Below are 19,266 nucleotides of genomic sequence, written 5' to 3' on the forward strand. Positions count from 1 at the left end.
TGCCGGATGGGCGGCTGCTGGCCGAGCGGCTGCCGGGCGGACGGGAGCAGGGCGGGCGGGCGCCGCTTCCCACGGGGGGCTCGCCACATCGTCCGGGCCAGCGGGGCCATAGGAGCCATCCGGGCCGTCGCCACCGCCGAACGGGGAACTGCCTGCAACTGGGCCCGGACCCGGGCCGTGGCCGGGTGCCGAGGCCGGATGGCCGGGGGCCGGGTCGGGAGCGGCGAGCACGGATCGGCGCTCCAGCCGTTCCAACCGGGTCAGCAGCGCCGCCGGGTCCGCCGAGGCCGCGGGCAGCAGCGCGCGGGCGAGGATCAGTTCGAGCATCAGCCGTGGGCTTGTCGTGCCGCGCATCTCGACCAGGCCGCCGTGCAGCACGTCCGCCGTGCGGGACAGCTCCGCGGGGCCGATCGCGGCGGCCTGCGCGCGCATCCGGTCGATCTGGTCCGAGGAGAAGGATTCCAGCAGCCCGCGGGCGTCGGCGTCCGGGACGGCCGCCATGATGATCAGGTCGCGGAACCGGTCGAGCAGGTCGGTGGCGAACCGCCGCGGGTCGTGCCCGGCGGAGACGACCTTGTCGACGACGGTGAACAGGGCGGCGCCATCGCGCTGGGTGAGCGCATCGACGGTCTCGTCGAGCAGGACCCCGTCGGTCATGCCGAGAAGGGCCACCGCGCGGTCGTAGTGCAGACCGTCGTCGTCCGCCCCGGCGAGCAACTGGTCGAGGACGGACAGCGAGTCCCGGACCGATCCCGCTCCGGCCCGCACGACCAGCGGCAGCACCGTCGGGTCGACGGTGACGCCCTCCTGCTCGCAGATCGACGCCAGGTGTGTGCGCAGGACGCCCGGCGGGACGAGCCGGAAGGCGTAGTGGTGGGTGCGGGACCGGATCGTCGCGATGACCTTGTCCGGTTCGGTGGTGGCGAAGACGAACTTCAGGTACGGCGGCGGCTCCTCGACGACCTTCAGCAGGGCGTTGAACGCCGCGGCCGTCACCATGTGCGCCTCGTCGACCACGAACACCTTGAAGCGGGCCGACGCGGGGGCGAAGAAGGCCCGTTCGCGCAGGTCCCGGGCATCGTCGACGAGGCCGTGCGAGGCCGCGTCGATCTCGGTGACGTCCATCGAGGCGCCGGTGCGGATGCCGACGCACTCGTCGCACACGCCGCAGGGCTCGGGAGTGGGCCCCCGTTCGCAGTTCAGCGAGGCGGCCAGGATCCGGGCCGAGGACGTCTTGCCGCAGCCCCGCGGCCCGCTGAACAGGTATGCATGGTGCAGCCGGCCGGTCTGCAGAGCCTTGCGCAGCGCGTCGGTCACGTGTGCCTGGCCGACGACCTGGGCGAAGGTCGCGGGACGGTACCGGTTGTACAACGCTGTGCTCACTGGCCTGCTCCGCGTGCTCGACGAGACGATCGGCAAACGAGAGGACCCCCCGCACACCCGTCAGAGCCCGCTTACCCTTGCTGCCTTCCGGCCCTGGGGGGGTTCACGAGGGTAACGCCGCACGAGGGGTCTGCTAGGCAGTCTAGCCCGCCCCGGACGATCATGAATCCGGTGGTCGCCCCTCCCGCCCGAACCGGCCGCCACTCCGCTCTCCGGCCGCCGTCCCCGTCCCGGCCGTTCCCGTTCCGGCCGTTCCCGTTCCGGCCGTCGCGCCGGCCGGCCGAGTGCCGCGAGCTGCTCCGACGGTCGCGCAACGGGCGGCGGCCCCGTTCCATGGAGGGCGGATGCGGGGGAGAGCGGCTCCGTGGTTCTTCTGTAGGGTTCGGCGTCCGTTTCATCCCTACAGAGGAACCAGCGCGCGCCGGTCCCGTGCACCTCCACCCACGGGGCGGAGGTGGGGCGGGGGTGCATCGCGGCGGCCGCGGGAGCATCGCATCGCCGCCCAGACCGGGGCCGATCCCTGACGCGGAGTTCGTCGTGGCCACCGGCGCCCCCCCGACCGGTCTCGCAGCCGCCGGCCGCCGGCCGGCCTGGTCGCCCACGCCGGACTTGTGCCCGTCGCCCGCCACTGCGGCCGCGGCACCGGGCACCTGCCCCGCCCAGGCGACCCCGCGTCCACGGATCGGTGACGATCAGATAGTCTCATCGACGGAGGATTCGCCTAGTGGCCTAGGGCGCACGCTTGGAAAGCGTGTTGGGGGCAACCCCTCGAGAGTTCGAATCTCTCATCCTCCGCCGTGATCGCTTCGGGCGCTTCCCTCCGCTACCAGCGGGAATGTCGCCCTCGTCGGCCGAAACAGCCCCCTCCGCGGCTCCGGTACCCACCGGGTGCCCGCGGCGCGCGGAGCGGGGCACCGCCGCCGCCACCGCTTCGGCCGCCCTCTGGCCGGACGAGCGCAGCGGATGCACGTACAGGTTGCCCGTGATCGACGTCGAGCTGTGCTGCATCCGCTTCGGCACGAGGGCAAGACCCATGCCTTCGGCGAGCTGGACCGATGCCGACGAGTGCCGCAGATCGTGCCGCCGCCGGCGGGACAGCCAACGACCAGCCGAGTTCCGCTTCCACCTCGACGTCGACCGTCAGGAGAGCAGCGAGCGTCAGCCGGGCCCGGGTGCCCGCTCATTCGGACGGCGGACACGACGGTCACCTTCTCGACCGGTTCTCGGGCGAGACAGAGCGTCCAGGTCTCGACCGGCTCCCGGTAGCGCTTCCCGACCACGATCTCGGTGGCACCGGCCGCCGCTGGCATCCACACCGTCGTGAAAAACCCGCGCGGCGGGCGATTGCCACATGCGGCGGGTGACCACTGCGGACTTCCCGACGGGGGGGGGACGAGGGCCTTCGGAACATGGAACCTGCATGTCCATGTGCCGTGCCCGCGCCGGGGAGGCTCGGGCCTGCGCCGCGCGGATACTTCTGGGCGTTTGACGAGACCGTGTGCGCCCTTTCTGCCCATACTGTCAACTTCCCGCTGATGTATTAGTCCCCTACTGCAGCCCGGCAGGGCGGTCCGCGGACTCCAGCACAGCCGGCGCGAACGTGTCGCCGACATGACAGGCGCCGGTGCCGAGCGGTTGGCCTTTCTCGGTAGACCATGATGCCTGTCAAGCGCAGGAGTAATACCCGTGGCCCCTGACCAGGTTGACGGGAAATGCGCAGATCCGGCCGCGGGCCCTCCGCCTCATTCCTTTTCGATATCCGAGCCGCGAACGCGGGACCGTGTTTGCGTCGACTCTGGCCGTGCCGACATCGGTGCGCGCCGGAATCTACGTGCGCCGCAATCCACGTGCAACCAAAACAGGACGACCACATGTCGAATGCGGCGGATTCCCGGCTCGATGCCGCGCGTAGCCAGCACGCCTGAAAGTCAGCAGGCTGTGACAATTCACGCCCCGCCGGCCGATGTCGACCAGTGTGGGAGAAGAGGAGAGTTCGATCATGCGAATTTCATTCCGCCTTGCGGTGGCATCGTTCATCTGCCTAGCGGCGACGATGCTTGCTGCCACGGCCGCCTCGGCCGCGCCAAAAACCTGGGTGAACACGGCTACCCTGAAATGCCTGGACAGCAACGCCGGCGGGGACGTTTACGCCCTCGGCTGCAATGGCGGCCCCTACCAGTCCTGGGTGAGTAGTGGGCTGAACTTCGGCGACCAGATCCAGGACGCCCAGACCGGACGATGCCTGGACAGCAACGGTGCCAAGCGTGTTTACACCGGGCCCTGCAACGGCGGTAGCTATCAGCAGTGGCAGGTGACCGACCGGGGCCAGTTCGGTTACGAGATTCGGGATGTGGCGACCGGTTTCTGCCTCGACAGCAACGGCAGCGGTCAGGTGTACACCCACGGCTGCAACGGAGGCAACTACCAGCGCTGGCGCTGAGTTCGGCCAACCGAATCCGACAGGCTGGGTGAATCGAGAGAATTGCGTCCGGAATCTGTCGGGGCCGGCGGGTCAGGTACCCGCCGGCTGACCGGCGCGGGCTGGGCGGTGCCGGTTCACGTGGACGTTCGCATCATCCGTCTTCATGGTCATCTTCGCGGGCCCCGGTGAAGCCTGATCGAGCAGGTCATGGAGGGTCCCACAGAGTACCCACCCGAACGCCAACCGCCGCCCCGCCCGGAACCGCAGGCAGGGCGGCGGCACACTCTGGCCGACTAACTCTTGGCCGTCACCGTCCACGCACACTCGGAAATGATTTCCAGGTGGAAGGTGCCCTTGTCGTAGAAATGCTCGGTGGACGCCCCCTTCGCGCCCAGCTGGTTGACATTGTCTGTGGTCAGCTTGTTACCGGAGTCCTTGGTGACGATGACCGCGAAGTTCCCCTGGGTGCCGAACGCCGAGCAGTCGTAGGTCCAGTCGAACGTCCATGCCCCGGCCGTCGTGAACTGCGCAGTTGTCTTGGTGCCGCTGCCCTGTTCCTGCAGGAGAACGGCTGGCGCGGCGGCGGTGGTCGCCGGTGCCTGCTGTGCTGCCGCCCCCGCCGTGCTGCCCGCCGCACCGCCGGTGCCTGCCGCCACGCCTCCGCCCGAGCTGGTGTTGCAGCCGGCGAGCGCTGCGACCGTGGCCAGCGTCAGGGCAGAGATGATCCGCTTGTGCATAGTGTTCCCCCGTTTTCCGTTCTGTGAGGGATGTACCTTATCGTGCTGTTGCACAGCGGGTCGGGTGGCCTGTCACCCAGCGACGCGGCCGGGCGGTCAGCGTTCGGCAGCGTGGCCTGCTGATGGCGAGATAATGCACGAGCATTCGTTTCGCCGTGGTCGACGTGTCTTCCATCGCTCTTCGATTCCCGCGGCGGCGAGCTGGGCGGTGTCCACCTTTTCTCCGCGACCTTCGTTGCGCCAAGAGGGTGAGGGCGGCGACGGCGGTGGCGACCGTCAGTGCGGCGCGATCCGGAAAGCAGGCTGGCGCCGATGGCGGAGGCCACCGCACCGACGGCGTCGAACCGCTGGTGTCGGTGCGTGGGCCGGTCCGGCGGCAGTACGCGCAGGGCGCTGACCAGCAGGAGCGCTCCGACGGGCAGCTTGATGAAGAAGATCCATCGCCAGCCGGGCCCGTCGACGAGCGCTTACGGCTGGGCCAGGGCTTGCAGGGGCTCGCCGTGACCCAGGGATCGGACTGGCTCAGCGCCCTACCCGAGCACGCCCGTTGCGCCGTCGGTCAGTTCCCGGACGATATCGGCGTGCCCGGTGTGCCTGGCAGCTTCCTCGATGACGTGGATGTAGATCCAGCGCAGTGACACCCGGCCCAGGTGGGGGTGGGAGAACTCGTCGTCGAGTGCGAACCCGGCTGCGGCCGTTCGGGATTCGGCGCACGCCTGGTCGTACTCCGCCAGCAGCGTGTCGAGGGTGTCGGCGTCGGTGACAACCCAGCTCTCGTCATCCTCACCGGCCGGGGACGCGTCGGGGCTGTCATCCGGTAGGTGGTGGAACCAGTTCCGCTCCACGACGGTCAGGTGTTGGACGAGGCCAGCGAGAGTGGTGAGCGAGGGCAGCAACTTGCGCCGAGCGTCCTGGTCGCCGACGCCGCGGACCTTCTGGACGAGCACATCCCGGTAGAAGTCGAGGAATGCTTCCAGGATTTCGCGTTCACCGGCGATACTGGCCTGCATGACCCGCAATGCCGGCGGGCGTGGCGAGGGCGGCTGCATGCCGGCAACCGTAGCGTGGCGTGCCGGCCGATCGGCGCTGTGTGCGCAATCGTGCCGCATGCCGAGCGCGAATCACCCGCGTCTACCTGGCCTGGCGGGCAGTACTCACGGATGGGTGGAGACGCGGTGGGCCTGGGCGCGCTTGCCTGTCTGGGCGGCTTTGGGGGTGCGCAGCGTCAGTGTCGGCCGGTGCCCGAATGTTCGACGGGCTGGGCGGGCGCGGTTCACCAGGTCGCGGATGCGGGCGCTGACCTTGTGGGGGCGTTCCAGGATGACGGCGTGGCCGGCGCCCTTCTCGATCCGGAGTTCGGCCTTGGGCAGGGCCTCGGCCAGCGTCCGGCTGTGCTCCAGCGGGGTCATCACGTCGGCGTCGCCGACGAGCAGCAGGGCGGGGACGTCGCGCAGCGCACCGGCGGCGGCTAGCCGATCATGGTCGAGCAGGGTGGGCAGGAAGGCGCCGACCACGGGAATCGGGGTGTTCGCGATCATCTCCTCCAGCGAGTCGACGACCGGCTCCGGCACCTGGGTCGCGCCGAAGCCGAGCCGCCGGGTCAGCGCCCGTGACACGCTGCTGCCCCGCCATCGGATCCGCTCCAGCAGCGACGGGGCGTGCTGCATCCCGACGGCCACCCCGGGCAGGAAGCGCCGCGCCGCCGCGGTGACAGTGGCCGGCAGCCCGAACGCCAGGCGGGTCAGTTCACCCGCGCTCGTGGACAGCAGGGCCACCGCGATGATCCGGTCGCCGAACAGCTCCGGGTGCGTCTCGGCCAAGCCGAGGATGGTCATCCCGCCCATCGAATGGCCGATGAGTACGACCGGGCCGGTCGGCACCCGGTCGTCGAGGACCCGGTGCAGGTCGTCGGCGAGCTGGGCGATGGTGCAGTGCTCGGCGTCGGACGGGCTGGACCGGCCGTGCGCGCGCTGGTCGTAGCAGACCGTGCGACCCAGGTCGGCGAGGTCCCGGCGCTGGAAGTGCCAGGCGTCCGCGGTCATGCAGAACCCGTGGACGAAGACCAGGGCCAGCGCGGCGTCCGGCGGCCCGGCCTCGGTGACGTGCAACCGCACCCCGTCGGACGCGGTGACCGTCGTCTCCCGGGTGGCGTGCGCATCGGCCACCGCGGACTTCGTCGCCCGCCGTGTTTCCCTCGGGCGCTGTGCCTGCTCCGGGTGCTGTGCCTGCTTTGTACGACGTGCTCGGGGGCGTCGTGGGCGCCGTTTCTCGGGTGGCTCGGCTGTGCCTCGCTCACTTTGAGCCACCAATACCCACCTTCGCCGACTTCTCGCCACCTGGTCAGGCACTTCCTGCCCCTAAAGGGGGAATTCATGTGCCATCGCCGTCGCCAGCTGGGAAAGCGGTCCGGTCCGCGGGGCGGTCGCGGACCGGGCGCAGGCGGCGCTCAGTCCTCGGAGCGCAGCCAGTGGGCGGCGTAGGCGTCGAGGTCCAGGTGCAGGCTGCCGTCGTCGTTGACGGTCCGGACGGTGCCGGCCTGCTCGCCGAGCAGCTCGACGAACCGGGCGCCCGCGCCGACCTCCGGAAGCCTGAGCGTGACGTTCGCCGACGAGGCGGCGAAGTTGTGCAGGGTGAGGACGGCCCGTCCGTCGTGTTCCGTCCAGTGCGCCAGCACGGATGCGGTGTCGTGGTCGAGGGTCAGGCCGGCGCCCCAGGCCAGCTCAGGGCACTGCCGGTAGCGGCGCACCAGCGCGGCCACCCAGGAGAACAGCGAGGTGGGATCGTGGCGCTGCGCCGCCACGTTGACGTTGGCCGGGCCGAACTCCCCCTGGACGACGGGGGCGGGCAGGCGGTCCGCGTCCACGTCCGGGTCCACGGTCGAGAAGCCGCCGTTCGGGCCGTCGGACCACTGCATCGGGACCCGGACCGCCTCCCGGCCGGGGATGTCGAGGTTCTCGCCCATCCCGATCTCCTCGCCATAGAACAGCGTCGGCGTGCCGGGCAGGGCGAACAGCAGGCTGTAGACCATGCGGATGCGGGCAGGGTCGCCGTCGAGCATCGGGGGCAGGCGCCGACGCAGGCCTCGGCCGTAGAGCTGCATCTCCTCGGCCGGACCGAAGGCGGCGAACACCTCCTGGCGTTCGCCGTCGTCGAGTTTGTCGAGGGTCAGCTCGTCGTGGTTGCGGACGAACGTCGCCCAGTGACCGTCCTTCGGCGCCGGCGGCCGGTCGCGCAGGGCCTCGAGCAGCGGCGTCGCGTCGTGGCGGGCCAGCGCCAGGTAGAGCCGCTGCATGCCGGGGAAGTCGAAGCACATCGTGAGCTCGTCGCCGTCCTCGTCACCGAAGAACCGGCGGGTGTCGTCGTAGGGCAGGTTGACCTCGCCGAGCAGGATGACCTCCCCGTTGCGGCGGGAGACGAAGGCGCGCAGGTCGCGCAGGTACTCGTGCGGGTCGGGCAGCGCCGCGGCGTCGGCGGCGCCGTCGGTCTCCAGCAGGAACGGCACCGCGTCCACCCGGAAACCGGACAGGCCGAGCTCGATCCAGAAACCCATGATCCGCGCGATCTCGTCGCGCACTGCGGGGTTCGCCACGTCCAGGTCCGGCTGGTGCTTGTAGAAACGGTGCAGGTAGTACTGGCCGGCCTCCTCGTCGTACTGCCAGACACTGTCCTCCTGGTCGGGGAAGACGACGTCGGACGGGCCGTCGGCCGGGGGCTCGTCCCGCCAGACGTAGTAGCCCCGGTACGGGGAATTCCGGCTGCTGCGGGCGCTGACGAACCAGGGGTGCTGGTCGGAGGTGTGGTTCACGACCAGATCGGCGATCACCCGGATACCCCGGTCGCGGGCCACCAGGAGGAACTCCACCAGGTCCCCGTGGGTGCCCAACCGGGGGTCGACGCCGTAGAAGTCGGAGATGTCGTAGCCGTCGTCCCGGTCGGGCGTCGGGTAGAAGGGCATCAGCCAGATGCAGGTGACCCCGAGTTCGTGCAGGTAGTCGACCCGCTGGGTGAGACCGCGGAAGTCGCCGCAGCCGTCGCCGTTGCCGTCGGCGAAGGTCTCCACGTCCAGGCAGTAGATGACGGCGTTCTTCCACCACAGGTCGGCGGTCCGGCTCAGTCGCATCGTCGTCCGCCTCGGCCCTCGTCGTTTCGCGGCACGGGCAGCAATAAGGTCATTTCGCCGTGTTGCCCCGCGCTCGCCGGTCTATTCCGTGTCGACGGAATCCTGTGTCCGCCCTCCGTCGACACCCCCTTCTTCGCCCACGCCCGCAGCCGGCTGGGCGGGCGCCCCAAGCCCCCGCCACCGGTCTACGCGGCCGACGTCGTCGCCGACGCGGTCGTGCGGGCGGCCGTCCGGCCCAGCCGGGAGGTGCTCGTCGGCGGCACCGCCATTGCCGCCGCCGTCGCCGTCGCCACCCGCGTATCCCCGGCACTGGTCGACGCGCTGCTCTCCCTACGCCGGGCGGGGATCGAGGCGCTGCGTGAGGACCGGCTGGGCGACCTTGGCGACATCGTGGACGCCCCCGAGACCGGGCCCGGCCGAGTGGACGGTGGCTACCGCGGCCGGGTACTGCGGCACAGCCCGATCACGCGGCTACTCGGCGTGGCTCGTCGTCCGGTCGAGCTGCTGACCGCGACCGTCGGCCATCTGCATCGCCCAACGCCGACCGGCGGCGGCTCTCAGCCCCGAGTGACCCGGATCGTGGCGAGCCCGCGTCGGCGGCGTCGGGGATGACCATGTCGGCCGACACACCGCAGAGCGGTCCGCGCGGTGGAGGGTGGGGCGACGCCGGCGGTGCGGGGCTCAGGTGCCGGCGGGAGGGCGTTCGGGGGCGCCCTCGCTCGCGCCGTGCCGGGTGAAGAAGGAGATCTTCCCGTCGGCCTCGAGGACCGCCAGGTTGATGGCCGCGAAGGTGTCCAGGCCCTGCTCCCGCGCCGCGGCCATGAGATCGTCGAGGGACAGCTGCTCGCGGCGCAGGATGTCCAGGTGCGGCTCGCCGCCGGTGACGATCACGACTGGGACGCCGTGGGTAACCGCCCGTGCCCGCGGCCACCGGCTGTTCACCAGGGCGAGCGCGATGGTGAGCAGCGCGAACACGCCCACCGCCAGCACCCCGGCCGTCACCGAGTAGTCCTGCTGGGTGACGGCCTGCTGGACCAGGTCGCCCATGGTGATGTAAAGCAGCAGCTCGAAGGTGCTCAGCTCGCCCAGGCTCGCCCGCCCCACCACCCGCGTGACGAACCACAGGAACGCGAACATGAACAGCGCCCGGTAGACGATCTCCATCAGCGCCCCAGCTTCATCAGCGCACCAGCTCCATCAGCGCACCAGCTCCATCAGGGGACGAGCCAGGTTCGGAACGAGGCGGTGGCGACCGGCCTGCCCGCCGCCATGACCGCCACCGAGCCTCGCCTACCGATCTGGCTGGACGGCTGGAGGTAGGCGTGCGGGCGACGCCACGCCCCGAGCGGCTGGCCAGCATTCGTCTAGATGACAGGGGCAGCCGTTGCGCCGATCCGAGACGGCGGATGACCGGTCGGCATCCCGGCGATGCCGCGGCCGGACCAGGACGCAGCCCAGGCCTCCAACGGAGGGCGGCTCCGGCTCCGGCTTCAGCGCGTGGACCTCATGGCCGCAGGCGCTGGTATCCGGCCGGGCGGTGCCCACGGCGGTGCCCACGGCGGTGCTCGCGGTCGTGCTTGCGGGCCGTCGCCGTCGACCACTATCATCTAGACGATAGGAACGGTGGGCGGTCGGCGCGGCGGGACACGCCTGCGGTCGCGATGCCGGTCGGTCGTCGCTGCGGGCGGCTGCCCGCCTGAGCCACCAGATCGTCCCGAGCGTCGCGCCCGGCGGCCATGGATCGGCCATGGTCCGGCCACGGAAGACGCATCAGGGCTCGACCCGGCACAACACGGCGAACGGGGTTGCCATGTCCTTACCGGTCACGTTTGGAGTGTTATGACAAACGAAGAGGTTCGCACGCGGGTGGGGGTCGCCGACCTGCTGGCCAAATACCAGTTTCTCGCCGACTCGGGCAAGATTCGGCAGCTGTCCGCGCTGTTCACCGCCGACGCGGTGTTCGAGAACAACACCGGCCGGCACCACGGGCCGGGCGGTGTCCTGGACTTCTTCCGTGACACCAAGGACAGTTTCCTCGCGGCCGGCCTCCTGCCGGCCCGCCACCACCTCAGCTCGATCTACGTCGATCCCCGCCCCGACGGTGGAGCCTCGACCTACGCCTGCTTCCAGTTCGTCGGGACCCGCGGCCTGGATCACTGGGGGACCTACCGCGACGAGATCGTCGAGTCCGCCGGCACCTGGCTGTTCGCCGGCCGTAGGGCGATCGTCGAAGGCTGCGTGCCGGACTCGCCCGTCGTCGCCCTCCTTGGGCTGGCCCCGGCCGGGGCCCGTTCGTGAGCGCACCCGCCGACCGCCTGCCGGGACGGGGCGCCGTCAGCACCGGCGCGGCCAGGGCATCGAACCGGTCGGCCGGATCCAGTGGGCCGAGAGCCCGAGAAACGGAGTGAGTCAATGACCACCGCCACATCGATCGACTTTTCGGTCTACGACGCGGACCAGCACTACTACGAAGTCGCCGACAGCTTCACCCGGCACCTCGACCCGAGGTATTCATATGCGTTTCGCTGGGTCACGGACAAGGCCAACGGCCGCACCCAGCTGTTAGTCGGCGACAAGGTCTTCAGGATGATCTCCAACCCCACCTTCGACCCGGTGGGAAAGCCCGGTGCACTCGCGGCCTACTTCCGCGGCGAGAACACCGAGGGTCAGAGCTTCAAGAAGATGATGGGGCGGATGGAGCCGATCCGGCCCGAGTACACCCGGCGAGCCGAGCGGGCCGTCGTCATGGCAGACCAGGGGGTGGCGGGCGCTTTTCTGCTGCCGACGCTCGCACTTGGTCTCGAGGAACTTCTCACCGACAACCCGCCGGCGCTGTTCGCCGTCCTCCACGCGCTCAACTCGTGGATCGACGAGGAGTGGGGATTCGCCCGCGACACAACGATCATCGCTCCGCCGGTGCTGAGCCTCATGGATCCCCATCTCGCCGAGGAGGAGCTTCGCTGGGTGATCGAACGCGGCACCAAGGCGATCGTGCTCCGTCCCGCGCCGGTCGTGGGCCCGTACGGAAACCGGTCGCCCGCGGATGCGGTGTACGACCGCTTCTGGTCGATGTGTGAGGACGCGGACGTGGCGGTCGCCTTCCACGCGGCCGACTCGGGGTACGCCGGACACGTGCGGGCCTGGGGCGAGAGCGTCCAGTTCGCCAGCGAAAGTACCTCGGCGCTGGCCGAGGTCCTGTCGGTGCACATTGAGCGCCCCATCAGCGAGACGATCGCCGCCGCGATCTGCCACGGACTGTTCGATCGGCATCCGCGCCTGCGCTTCGCCTCCATCGAGCTGGGCTCCGGCTGGGTGCCCGAGCTGCTTCGACGGCTCCGCCAGTCCCACCGCAAGATTCCGTACGCCTTCGGTGCGGACCCGGTGGAGACGTTCCACGAGCACATCTACGTGGCGCCGTTCCAGGAGGACAACCTGACCGTTCTGCTGGACCACATGCGCGTGGATCGCGTTCTGTTCGGCTCGGACTGGCCGCATCCCGAAGGTTTCGCCCGGCCCACGGACTTCGTCGCGGACATCGCCGACCTGAGTTCGACGGACAGGAAGAGGGTGATGTCCGACAACTTCCGTAGCCTGATCACGCTGCCCTGAACGTGCGGGACAGGGGCAGTCGACCCTAGTGCCTGTTCGTCGGCGTCGGGGGTGCCGGGAAAGTCCGCCGACTTACCGCGAGGGCGATTCCGGAACATCGGTGACATCGGACACGCGAGTGGGATTGGCCGGCTCGGCGGCTCCGTCGCGTCGTGGGCTGACGGGTGGCCATTGCGGGCGGAGCCCCGGCGGGCCGGACAAGCTCACCCGCGGCGGGCCCTCGGGTGCCGGCAGGCGCCGCGGGGCGCTGGCCGGGGAGGCGGTGGCAGCTCGGCGCGCGATCGCCGAAGTCCGCTCCGCCGAACGCCGCTCCGCCGAGGTCCGCTCCGCGGGCGCCCGCGTGCCGGCCGAACTGACCGGGTCTGCCGCCTGCGTGGCCATATCCGGCGCGGGCGGCGCGGAGGTGATGGCAGCATCGGAGGTGCTGGCCGCATCGGGCGGATATCCCATGCGCTCGAGCTCGTCGGTGTTCCAGCCGGCGTCGAGGGCGGCCCGATACTGAGCCTCGTACGCGAGCGCGGCCTGGTGGGCGCTCTCTCGAGCGGCCTCGACGAGATCATGTCCCTGCCGCACCGCGGCCTGCACGGTTTCGTCGGCCTGGGCCCGCGCCCGCTCCACGGCAGCGACCGCATCGGTGCGCAGGAGAGCCGCGACGCCGAGTTCGCCGATCGTGGCGATGCGGTTGCCTTTCATGAACTCCGCGAGCGCCGCTTCCATGGCTGCCCGCCGAGCGTGGCTCTCCGTCATCGCTGCGCCGCCTTCGCCGTCGAGCCGTGCGTACGCTGCCGCCTGGCCTCGCCGCGCCGGATGCGCTCAGGCAAGGGTAGCAAGAGGCATCCTGGCCACCTCGGCCCGGGAGACTCGGCCTTGGCCCGCGGACTCGACCACATGTCAACTATTATCTATACGATAGCGATGTATGCTTGAGATGATGGAGAAGCGCGGGCTGGCCAGGCCCCGGTCGGCCCGTCGAGGTCCAGGGGATGGGATGCCCTCTACAACCAGTGCGCGAGGCTATGGGACATCGGCCCGTGCGGTGTACAAGGACCGCGCCCCGAAGATGTCGGAGCTCATTGCGGCGCATCTTCGTCACCAGATCGTCAGTGGTGAGCTGCGGGCCGGCGACACGCTCCCTCCGGAAAACGAGATCCTGATGCACTTCGACGTTTCTCGGCCGACCCTGCGTGAGGCGTTTCGGATCCTCGAGGCGGAGTCCCTGCTGGTCGTGCGGCGCGGTAACCGCGGCGGTGCGGAGGTGACGATTCCCGACCTGTCGGTCGCCGCGCGCCATGTCGGAGTGCTGCTGCAACTGAGCGGGACCACCATCGAGGACGTGCATGAGGCCCGGGCCGTGCTTGAGCCCGCGGCCGCGCGGATGCTCGCCCTGCGCCGAACTGATCAGGATCTCGCCGACCTCCGCGACTGTATCGAGAATCTGCGCGCGGCCACCGAGGAACACACCGACCCCTTCGTCTGGTTCGAGACCGGTTATGTCTTCCACGACCTGGTTGTCGAACGGGCCGGTAACCGGACCCTGGCAATCGAGGCCGGAATTCTCCGCGAGGTCATCACCACGCACGTCGCTGCGGCGATCTCACGTACCGCCGAAGAGTCACAGACACTCCAGGCGTTCCGGAAGACCATTCGCGCGTACACCCGCCTCGTCGCCCTGGTCGAAGCGCGTGACGCGCCCGGGGCCGAGGAGTACTGGCGTAAGCACATGGAGGTGTCCGCCCGGATCCTGTTACGTGATGCGCGGGCGAAGATGGTTGTCGATCTGTTCGACTGACCGTCCGCAACCCGCGCCGGTCCAGCCGATCCCTGATGGCGCGACGGGCAAAGTTGTCGGACCTCGCTCGTAGGCTCCCCGTGAGCGAGGGAGGGCAGATGTCACGGCCTGACAGTGGTGCGGTCGCGTCGGTGGACGCGGGCTTCGGACGGGTCTGGCGGGTGCCGGCCGGGCAGGTGGCGTCCGGGCGGATACCCGGGTACGTCGGCGCGCTGCGCATCGGCGGGCGGGTCGAGGTGCGCGCCGGTGGGCGGATGGCACTCGGGCCGGCGAGCGCGCCGATGGCGGCGGACACGCGGTTCCGGCTCGCCTCGCTTACCAAGCTGACGGCGGGGGTGCTCGCGCTCGGCCTCGAACACGACGGGCTGCTCGACCTCGACGATCCGGTGGGCCGTTGGCTGCCGGAGGCGGCGGCGCCGCGGGTGCTGGTGGCCCCGGACGCGCCGCTCGAGCGCACCGTCGAGGCCAGTCGGCCGATCACCGTCCGGCACCTGCTGACCCTGACCTGCGGCTGGGGTGCGGTGCTGGCGCAGACCCCGCTGCAGGCGGAGATGCTGCGCCGAGGGGTCTTCCCCGGCCCGTTGACGCCGCGGATGTCCGCCGACGAGTTCGTCGCCAGGGTCGCCGGGCTGCCGCTGGCGTTCCAGCCAGGCGCGGGCTGGCTGTACGACACCGGCATCGACCTGCTCGGTGTGCTGCTGGCCCGCTGCGCCGGACGCCCGCTGTCCGAGCTGATCGCCGAGCGGATCACCGGGCCGCTCGCCATGGCGTCCACCGGGTTCTGGGAGCCGGACCCGAGCCGGCTCGCGACGGCCTACCGGCCTGGGCCGGACGGGCTGGAGGTGCTCGACGCGGCCGACGGCGAGTTCGCCCGCCCGCCCGCCTTCGAGGAGCTCAGCTCCGGGCTGGTGTCCACCGCGCCCGACGTCCTGCGGTTCCTGTGCGCGCTCGCGGACGGCGGCGGTCCGGTGCTGCCGGCCGGCGCGGTGGCGCGGATGACCGCCGACGCGCTGACCGACGCCCAGCGCGACCAGGCCCGGCCGATCGTCGGTCCCGGCGGGTCGTGGGGCCTGGGCACCGGCGTGGACGTCGAGCCCGCCGAGCCGTGGATGACTCCTGGGCGCTGGGGCTGGGACGGCGGGACGGGAACCACCGGCCACGTCGACCCGACCCGCGACACCGTCGGCGTCCTGCTCACCCAGCGGGCGATGACCGGCCCGCTGGACGGCTTCGGTGCGTTCTGGACGGACGTCGCCGCAGCCTGAGGCTGGGCCCGACACGCGCAGCGCAGTCGACACGGCGCAGCGCAGTCGGCGCGGTGCACTGCAATGCCGGCTAGCTCACCGGGCGGGCGCTGTCGGGCCGGTGGGTCGCGGGCCGGTGGGTCGCGGGCCGATGGGTGGCGGAGCTGTCCCGTTCCCTGGGTAAGGACCGGTCGGCGGTCGCGGTCCGGGCATGCCATTCCTGGCGGCTCATCGCGTAGATGTTGCTGGCCAGCCACGGGCCGACGTCGGCGATCCCGCGGAAGGCCATCCCGAGCCGGTGAGCGATCGCGTTCATGCCGGCGTTGTCCCGGTGCGTCGAGGTGATCAGCTCGTCCACCGCGAGCCGTTCGAAGCCGAACTCCAACGACGCCCGGACCGCCTCCGTGCCGAGCCCCTGACCCCAGTGGTCCCGGCGGATGGACACGGCGACTTCGATCCCCGGCCAACCATCCGCGAAATATGCCCCGGCCCGGCCGAGGAACTCCCCGCTGCCCCGTTCCTCGACCGCCCACATGCCGTGACCGTGGATCGTCCACATGCCGATGAGATGGGTGACGAGACGTTCCGTGCCGGCCAATCCAAACGGGCCGTCGAGATAACGCATCGTCTCCGGGTCGGCGTTCATCGCGGCATACGGGTACAGATCCTCGGGACGCCAGCCACGAAGGATCAACCGGGAGGTGATGACGGTCGGTATCTCGATCCGGGTGGGCAGACCGTAGGTCAACGTCATGTAAATGATGGTCCGCTGACCGGCACCGGTCGGGAAGCACCCGGTGCAGTCGATTCACCGCGCCCCGCCGTCAACTTTGTCCGGTATGCGATGGATTGACATTCTCGGCGGATCGAAAGGGCGAGGTCCCGGCCCCGAGACCGGTCGGGTCCGGCGCCGGCACGACGGGTCGCGAATCGGCCGATCATCGCGCGCAGGTGGGGCGGTAGGGGACGTCGGGCAGGTAGAACTGCCAGGACGAGGCGTCCAGCCCGCCCCCGGCCTCGGCGCAGGCGGCGGTGATCACCTGTCGCCCGGACGCCCGCACGGTGGACACCCGCCACAGCCGGAGCATCCCGTCATTGCCGCCGGAGGCCAACACACTGCCGTCCGGAGAGAACGCGAGCGAGAACACCGCGTGGGTATGCCCCGTCAGCGGCAACCCGAGGGGACGCAGGCTGGGCGACGGCATGTCCTGGCCGGCGGTGCGGGTGTCCCACAGGCGCACACTGCGCCCGGAACCGACGGCGAGGATGTTGCCGTCGGGGGAGAACGTGACGGCCCGCGCCTCCCCGGGCCCGGCAGGAAGCCGACCGATGAGGTGGGAACTGCCGGCGTCGCCGACAGCCCGCAGGCTGACCCCGCTGAGGCCCTCGCTGGTTGCCTCGATGGGGACAGCGGGGGAGCGGGCGATCCTGCTGTCGACCGCACCGGCCCGGGGATCCGAGCGGTCGGTCGGCCGCGGTCGCACTGGATCGGCGAGGTCCCAGGCCAGCCGGGTGCGGTCGAAGCCGGTCGCGGTCAGCAGCCGCCCGTCCGCCGAGAACGTCACCGCGGTCACCAGGCTGCGCAGGCCCGTCAGCGACGCCCCGACCCGCCGAGGCCGGTCCGGGCCGGCCTCGACCGACCACAGCAGCACCGATGCGTCCGCGCCGCCGGTGGCCAGCAGCCTCCCGTCGGGGGAGAACGCCACGGCGGTGACGGGACTGCCGTTGGCCAGCGCCGTCCGGCTGCTGGCGAGGGTCTGGAGGCGTTCCTGGCTGGCGGCGTCCGGATGGACCGCCCAGGCGGCGAGCGCCAGCCGCAGCGCCCGGATCCGATCCGTCGCGCGCACATCGTCCGCCCTGGTCAGCAGAGCCTGGGCGATCACCGCCCGCTGGGCGCGCTCGGCGGCGTGCTGCGCCTGCCGGGCGGAGACGCCCTGCCAGCCGGCGGTCGCGGCGCCCGCGAACGTCACCGCGAGCAGGACGGCCAGCACCACGATCGTCCGGCGGCCGCGCCGGCGCTCCCCGCGGCGCGGCGGTGGGCGGGCAGATCCGCGGCGAGCAGGGTGTCGGCGTCGGCCCCGGTCAGGGCGACGGTCGCCGCGCGGGTGGCATCGAGCTCGGCGAGCAGGGTGGCGCTGACGGCGGGGTCGACCGGCGGACGGCCCGTCACGCGACGGGCCGCGTCCGGATGATCGGCGTCCGGGTGATCGGCGGTGAGCAGGGCGCGGGCCTCGCCGAGGTGATGCAGGGATTCGTGCAGGGTGCGTAGGACGGCGAACGCGGCGAACATCCGCGGGGCGTCGCCGGGATGGGTCCGCCAGTCCCGGCCGGCGAAGGTGACCTGGCTGACCTGCTGGCCGGCGCCGAAACAGTCGAACACCGCGCAGCCGCGGAACCCGCGCGGGCGCAGCTCGTCGTGCACGGAACAGTCAAGCCGCGCGCTCAGATGCCGGCACGGCGTCCCCGCAGCCTTGCTGATCGGGAAGTCCGCCGAGGCGGCGAAGCCCGGGGCGACGCAGCACAGCGCGAAGCAGCTGCCGCAGTCGGCGGCCAGGCGCGGGTGAGCGGGGGTCAGGCCCAGCTCGGCGGGACCGCCGGGCCGGCCTGGCACGGGCGGGTGGGGCTCGTCGCTCACCGCGCGGGCCTCCTCGACGTCGGCGGATCTGTCATGCTGGCGGACGCGACAGCTTCGGGAGGAAGCCGGTGCGAATCCGGCGCGGTCCCGCCACTGTCACCGGGAAGTGCGTCTTCCCGGATGAGCCCACCGGCGCGATGCGGCGCGGGCGGACACATCCGGTGCTCGTCGCGCCCGAGCTGGGAGGGGACCTCCCGGCGACGGGTGGGGCGGCGGGTCACGGCCGCGGCAGGCGGCTGGAAGGCCGAGGGCGCGCGCCGATCCGGGAGCCAGGATACTCCGGCCGTCGCAGGCGATGACCAAGGGCGAGGACCCTCCGGGAGGACATCAGCATGCCTGCACCACCGTCCCACCAGCCTGATCGGCCCCAGCGGCCCGTCCGGCCCCAGCAGTCCCATCGGCGCGTGGTCGCGGCGGCGCGGCCGTGGTGAACTACCCGCTGTCCGCCGTCGTCGGCGCCGACGACCTGCGCCTGGCGCTGCTGCTCAACGCGGTCAGCCCGGCCCTCGGCGGTGTGCTCGTACGCGGGGAGAAGGGCACCGCCAAGTCCACCGCGGTGCGCGGACTGGCGGCGTTGCTGCCCGGCGTCGAGGTGGTCGTCGGCTGCCGCTTCGCCTGCGCGCCGAGCGCGCCGAACCCGGACTGCCCCGACGGCCCGCATCCGGACGGCGCGGCACACGCCACCCGGGCGGCGCGGCTGGTCGAGCTGCCCGTCGGCGCCTCCGAGGACCGGGTCACCGGTTCGCTCGACCTCGACCGTGCGCTCGCCGACGGGGTCAGCGTGCTGCGCCCGGGGCTGCTGGCCGCCGCCCACCGCGGCATCCTCTACGTCGACGAGGTCAACCTCCTCGGTGATCATCTTGTTGATCTGCTGCTCGACGCCGCCGCACTCGGTGTCGCCCACGTCGAACGCGACGGGGTGTCGGTGCGTCATCCGGCGTCGTTCCTGCTGGTGGGGACGATGAACCCGGAGGAGGGGGAGCTGCGCCCGCAGCTGCTCGACCGGTTCGGACTGACCGTGGCAGTCACCGCCAGCCGTGACCCGGCGCTGCGCGCGCAGGTCGTGCGCCGCCGGCTGGCGTTCGAAGCCGACCCGGTGGCGTTCGCCGCCGCCTGGGCGCCGGCCGAGGCGGACCTCGCCACCCGGGTCGCCGACGCCCGCACCCGGCTGCGCAGCGTCACGCTGACCGACGCGGCGCTGCGCGCGGTGAGCACGGTGTGCGCCGGGGTGGACGTCGACGGGATGCGCGCGGACGTGGTCCTGGCGAAGACGGCGATGGCGTTGGCCGCCTGGTCCGGGCATGACACGGTGCGCGCCGGCGACATC

The 19,266-nt window shown here is 71.3% G+C and carries 17 protein-coding genes, 1 tRNA gene and 1 other RNA gene; 8 read left to right on the plus strand and 11 right to left on the minus strand.

Going from position 1 to position 19,266, the window contains the following annotated elements; translation table 11 throughout:
- Together ND748_RS10170 and ffs are read right to left on the minus strand one after the other, a co-directional pair.
- On the minus strand, positions 1–1,383 hold a 1,383-nt coding region (locus ND748_RS10170; RefSeq protein ID WP_251745427.1), incomplete at its 3' end, for a DNA polymerase III subunit gamma and tau.
- 37 nt (positions 1,384–1,420) lie between these two features.
- Positions 1,421–1,517: signal recognition particle sRNA small type (ffs, locus tag ND748_RS10175), an RNA gene on the minus strand.
- A 576-nt stretch (positions 1,518–2,093) separates the two neighbouring features.
- Between ffs and ND748_RS10180 the strand changes: the two genes are divergently transcribed.
- Together ND748_RS10180 and ND748_RS10185 are read left to right on the plus strand one after the other, a co-directional pair.
- Positions 2,094–2,178 (plus strand) — tRNA-Ser (locus tag ND748_RS10180).
- A gap of 1,204 nt (positions 2,179–3,382) precedes the next feature.
- The gene (locus ND748_RS10185; protein ID WP_251745428.1) at positions 3,383–3,823 is read left to right on the plus strand and encodes an RICIN domain-containing protein; all 441 of its coding nucleotides are present in this window, start codon (positions 3,383–3,385) and stop codon (positions 3,821–3,823) included.
- Between the two features lie 275 nt (positions 3,824–4,098).
- Here ND748_RS10185 and ND748_RS10190 read toward each other — a convergent pair whose 3' ends face one another.
- From ND748_RS10190 to ND748_RS10205, 4 genes are all read right to left on the minus strand, one after another.
- On the minus strand, positions 4,099–4,542 hold the full coding sequence (locus ND748_RS10190; protein WP_251745429.1) for a hypothetical protein: 444 nt from the start codon (positions 4,540–4,542) through the stop codon (positions 4,099–4,101).
- 530 nt (positions 4,543–5,072) lie between these two features.
- Positions 5,073–5,591, minus strand: a complete 519-nt coding sequence (locus ND748_RS10195; protein ID WP_251745430.1) for a DinB family protein — start codon at positions 5,589–5,591, stop codon at positions 5,073–5,075.
- Between the two features lie 105 nt (positions 5,592–5,696).
- On the minus strand, positions 5,697–6,707 hold the full coding sequence (locus tag ND748_RS10200) for an alpha/beta hydrolase (RefSeq protein ID WP_251745431.1): 1,011 nt from the start codon (positions 6,705–6,707) through the stop codon (positions 5,697–5,699).
- A 281-nt stretch (positions 6,708–6,988) separates the two neighbouring features.
- Positions 6,989–8,662: an alpha-amylase family protein gene (locus ND748_RS10205; protein WP_251745432.1), complete on the minus strand. Its 1,674-nt coding sequence runs from the start codon at positions 8,660–8,662 to the stop codon at positions 6,989–6,991.
- Between the two features lie 216 nt (positions 8,663–8,878).
- Here ND748_RS10205 and ND748_RS10210 point away from each other — a divergent pair, with 216 nt between their 5' ends.
- Positions 8,879–9,274 carry a hypothetical protein gene (locus tag ND748_RS10210; RefSeq protein ID WP_251745433.1) on the plus strand — a complete coding sequence of 132 codons (396 nt, stop codon included), beginning with the start codon at positions 8,879–8,881 and terminating at the stop codon, positions 9,272–9,274.
- A gap of 69 nt (positions 9,275–9,343) precedes the next feature.
- Here ND748_RS10210 and ND748_RS10215 read toward each other — a convergent pair whose 3' ends face one another.
- A complete protein-coding gene (locus ND748_RS10215) occupies positions 9,344–9,826 on the minus strand; it encodes a DUF421 domain-containing protein (protein WP_251745434.1) in 483 nt (160 codons plus the stop codon).
- A gap of 675 nt (positions 9,827–10,501) precedes the next feature.
- On the opposite strand from ND748_RS10215, the gene ND748_RS10220 reads away from it, so the two are divergent.
- Both ND748_RS10220 and ND748_RS10225 read left to right on the plus strand, forming a co-directional pair.
- Positions 10,502–10,960, plus strand: a complete 459-nt coding sequence (locus tag ND748_RS10220) for a nuclear transport factor 2 family protein (RefSeq protein ID WP_251745435.1) — start codon at positions 10,502–10,504, stop codon at positions 10,958–10,960.
- Positions 10,961–11,074: 114 nt separating this feature from the next.
- Positions 11,075–12,271: an amidohydrolase family protein gene (locus ND748_RS10225; RefSeq protein ID WP_251745436.1), complete on the plus strand. Its 1,197-nt coding sequence runs from the start codon at positions 11,075–11,077 to the stop codon at positions 12,269–12,271.
- A 72-nt stretch (positions 12,272–12,343) separates the two neighbouring features.
- Here ND748_RS10225 and ND748_RS10230 read toward each other — a convergent pair whose 3' ends face one another.
- Positions 12,344–13,018 (minus strand): hypothetical protein, encoded by a 675-nt coding sequence (locus tag ND748_RS10230; RefSeq protein ID WP_251745437.1) that lies wholly within the window; start codon positions 13,016–13,018, stop codon positions 12,344–12,346.
- Between the two features lie 313 nt (positions 13,019–13,331).
- On the opposite strand from ND748_RS10230, the gene ND748_RS10235 reads away from it, so the two are divergent.
- Together ND748_RS10235 and ND748_RS10240 are read left to right on the plus strand one after the other, a co-directional pair.
- Positions 13,332–14,060 carry a FadR/GntR family transcriptional regulator gene (locus ND748_RS10235; RefSeq protein WP_251745438.1) on the plus strand — a complete coding sequence of 243 codons (729 nt, stop codon included), beginning with the start codon at positions 13,332–13,334 and terminating at the stop codon, positions 14,058–14,060.
- 98 nt (positions 14,061–14,158) lie between these two features.
- Entirely contained in the window at positions 14,159–15,325 is a 1,167-nt protein-coding gene (locus ND748_RS10240) for a serine hydrolase (RefSeq protein ID WP_251745439.1), read from the plus strand.
- Between the two features lie 70 nt (positions 15,326–15,395).
- Here ND748_RS10240 and ND748_RS10245 read toward each other — a convergent pair whose 3' ends face one another.
- From ND748_RS10245 to ND748_RS10255, 3 genes are all read right to left on the minus strand, one after another.
- Positions 15,396–16,058, minus strand: coding sequence for a GNAT family N-acetyltransferase (locus ND748_RS10245; protein WP_251745440.1), 663 nt, complete (start codon positions 16,056–16,058; stop codon positions 15,396–15,398).
- A gap of 184 nt (positions 16,059–16,242) precedes the next feature.
- The gene (locus tag ND748_RS10250; protein ID WP_251745441.1) at positions 16,243–17,298 is read right to left on the minus strand and encodes a hypothetical protein; all 1,056 of its coding nucleotides are present in this window, start codon (positions 17,296–17,298) and stop codon (positions 16,243–16,245) included.
- Positions 17,271–17,939, minus strand: a complete 669-nt coding sequence (locus ND748_RS10255; RefSeq protein ID WP_251745442.1) for a hypothetical protein — start codon at positions 17,937–17,939, stop codon at positions 17,271–17,273. The genes ND748_RS10250 and ND748_RS10255 overlap by 28 nt, the downstream gene beginning before the upstream one ends.
- Before the next feature lie 424 nt (positions 17,940–18,363).
- On the opposite strand from ND748_RS10255, the gene ND748_RS10260 reads away from it, so the two are divergent.
- Positions 18,364–19,266: ATP-binding protein (locus tag ND748_RS10260; protein WP_251745443.1), on the plus strand; the 903-nt coding region annotated here is incomplete at its 3' end.

Source organism: Frankia sp. AiPs1 (genome assembly GCF_023716945.1).
GTDB lineage: Bacteria > Actinomycetota > Actinomycetes > Frankiales > Frankiaceae > Frankia.

Coding starts and splice junctions, on each gene's coding strand:
- ND748_RS10185 (WP_251745428.1), top strand. CDS start 3,383: ATGCGAATTTCATTCCGCCTTGCGGTGGCATCGTTCATCTGCCTAGCG.
- ND748_RS10190 (WP_251745429.1), bottom strand. CDS start 4,542: ATGCACAAGCGGATCATCTCTGCCCTGACGCTGGCCACGGTCGCAGCG.
- ND748_RS10195 (WP_251745430.1), bottom strand. CDS start 5,591: ATGCAGCCGCCCTCGCCACGCCCGCCGGCATTGCGGGTCATGCAGGCC.
- ND748_RS10205 (WP_251745432.1), bottom strand. CDS start 8,662: ATGCGACTGAGCCGGACCGCCGACCTGTGGTGGAAGAACGCCGTCATC.
- ND748_RS10215 (WP_251745434.1), bottom strand. CDS start 9,826: ATGGAGATCGTCTACCGGGCGCTGTTCATGTTCGCGTTCCTGTGGTTC.
- ND748_RS10220 (WP_251745435.1), top strand. CDS start 10,502: ATGACAAACGAAGAGGTTCGCACGCGGGTGGGGGTCGCCGACCTGCTG.
- ND748_RS10225 (WP_251745436.1), top strand. CDS start 11,075: ATGACCACCGCCACATCGATCGACTTTTCGGTCTACGACGCGGACCAG.
- ND748_RS10230 (WP_251745437.1), bottom strand. CDS start 13,018: ATGACGGAGAGCCACGCTCGGCGGGCAGCCATGGAAGCGGCGCTCGCG.
- ND748_RS10235 (WP_251745438.1), top strand. CDS start 13,332: ATGTCGGAGCTCATTGCGGCGCATCTTCGTCACCAGATCGTCAGTGGT.
- ND748_RS10240 (WP_251745439.1), top strand. CDS start 14,159: ATGTCACGGCCTGACAGTGGTGCGGTCGCGTCGGTGGACGCGGGCTTC.
- ND748_RS10245 (WP_251745440.1), bottom strand. CDS start 16,058: ATGACGTTGACCTACGGTCTGCCCACCCGGATCGAGATACCGACCGTC.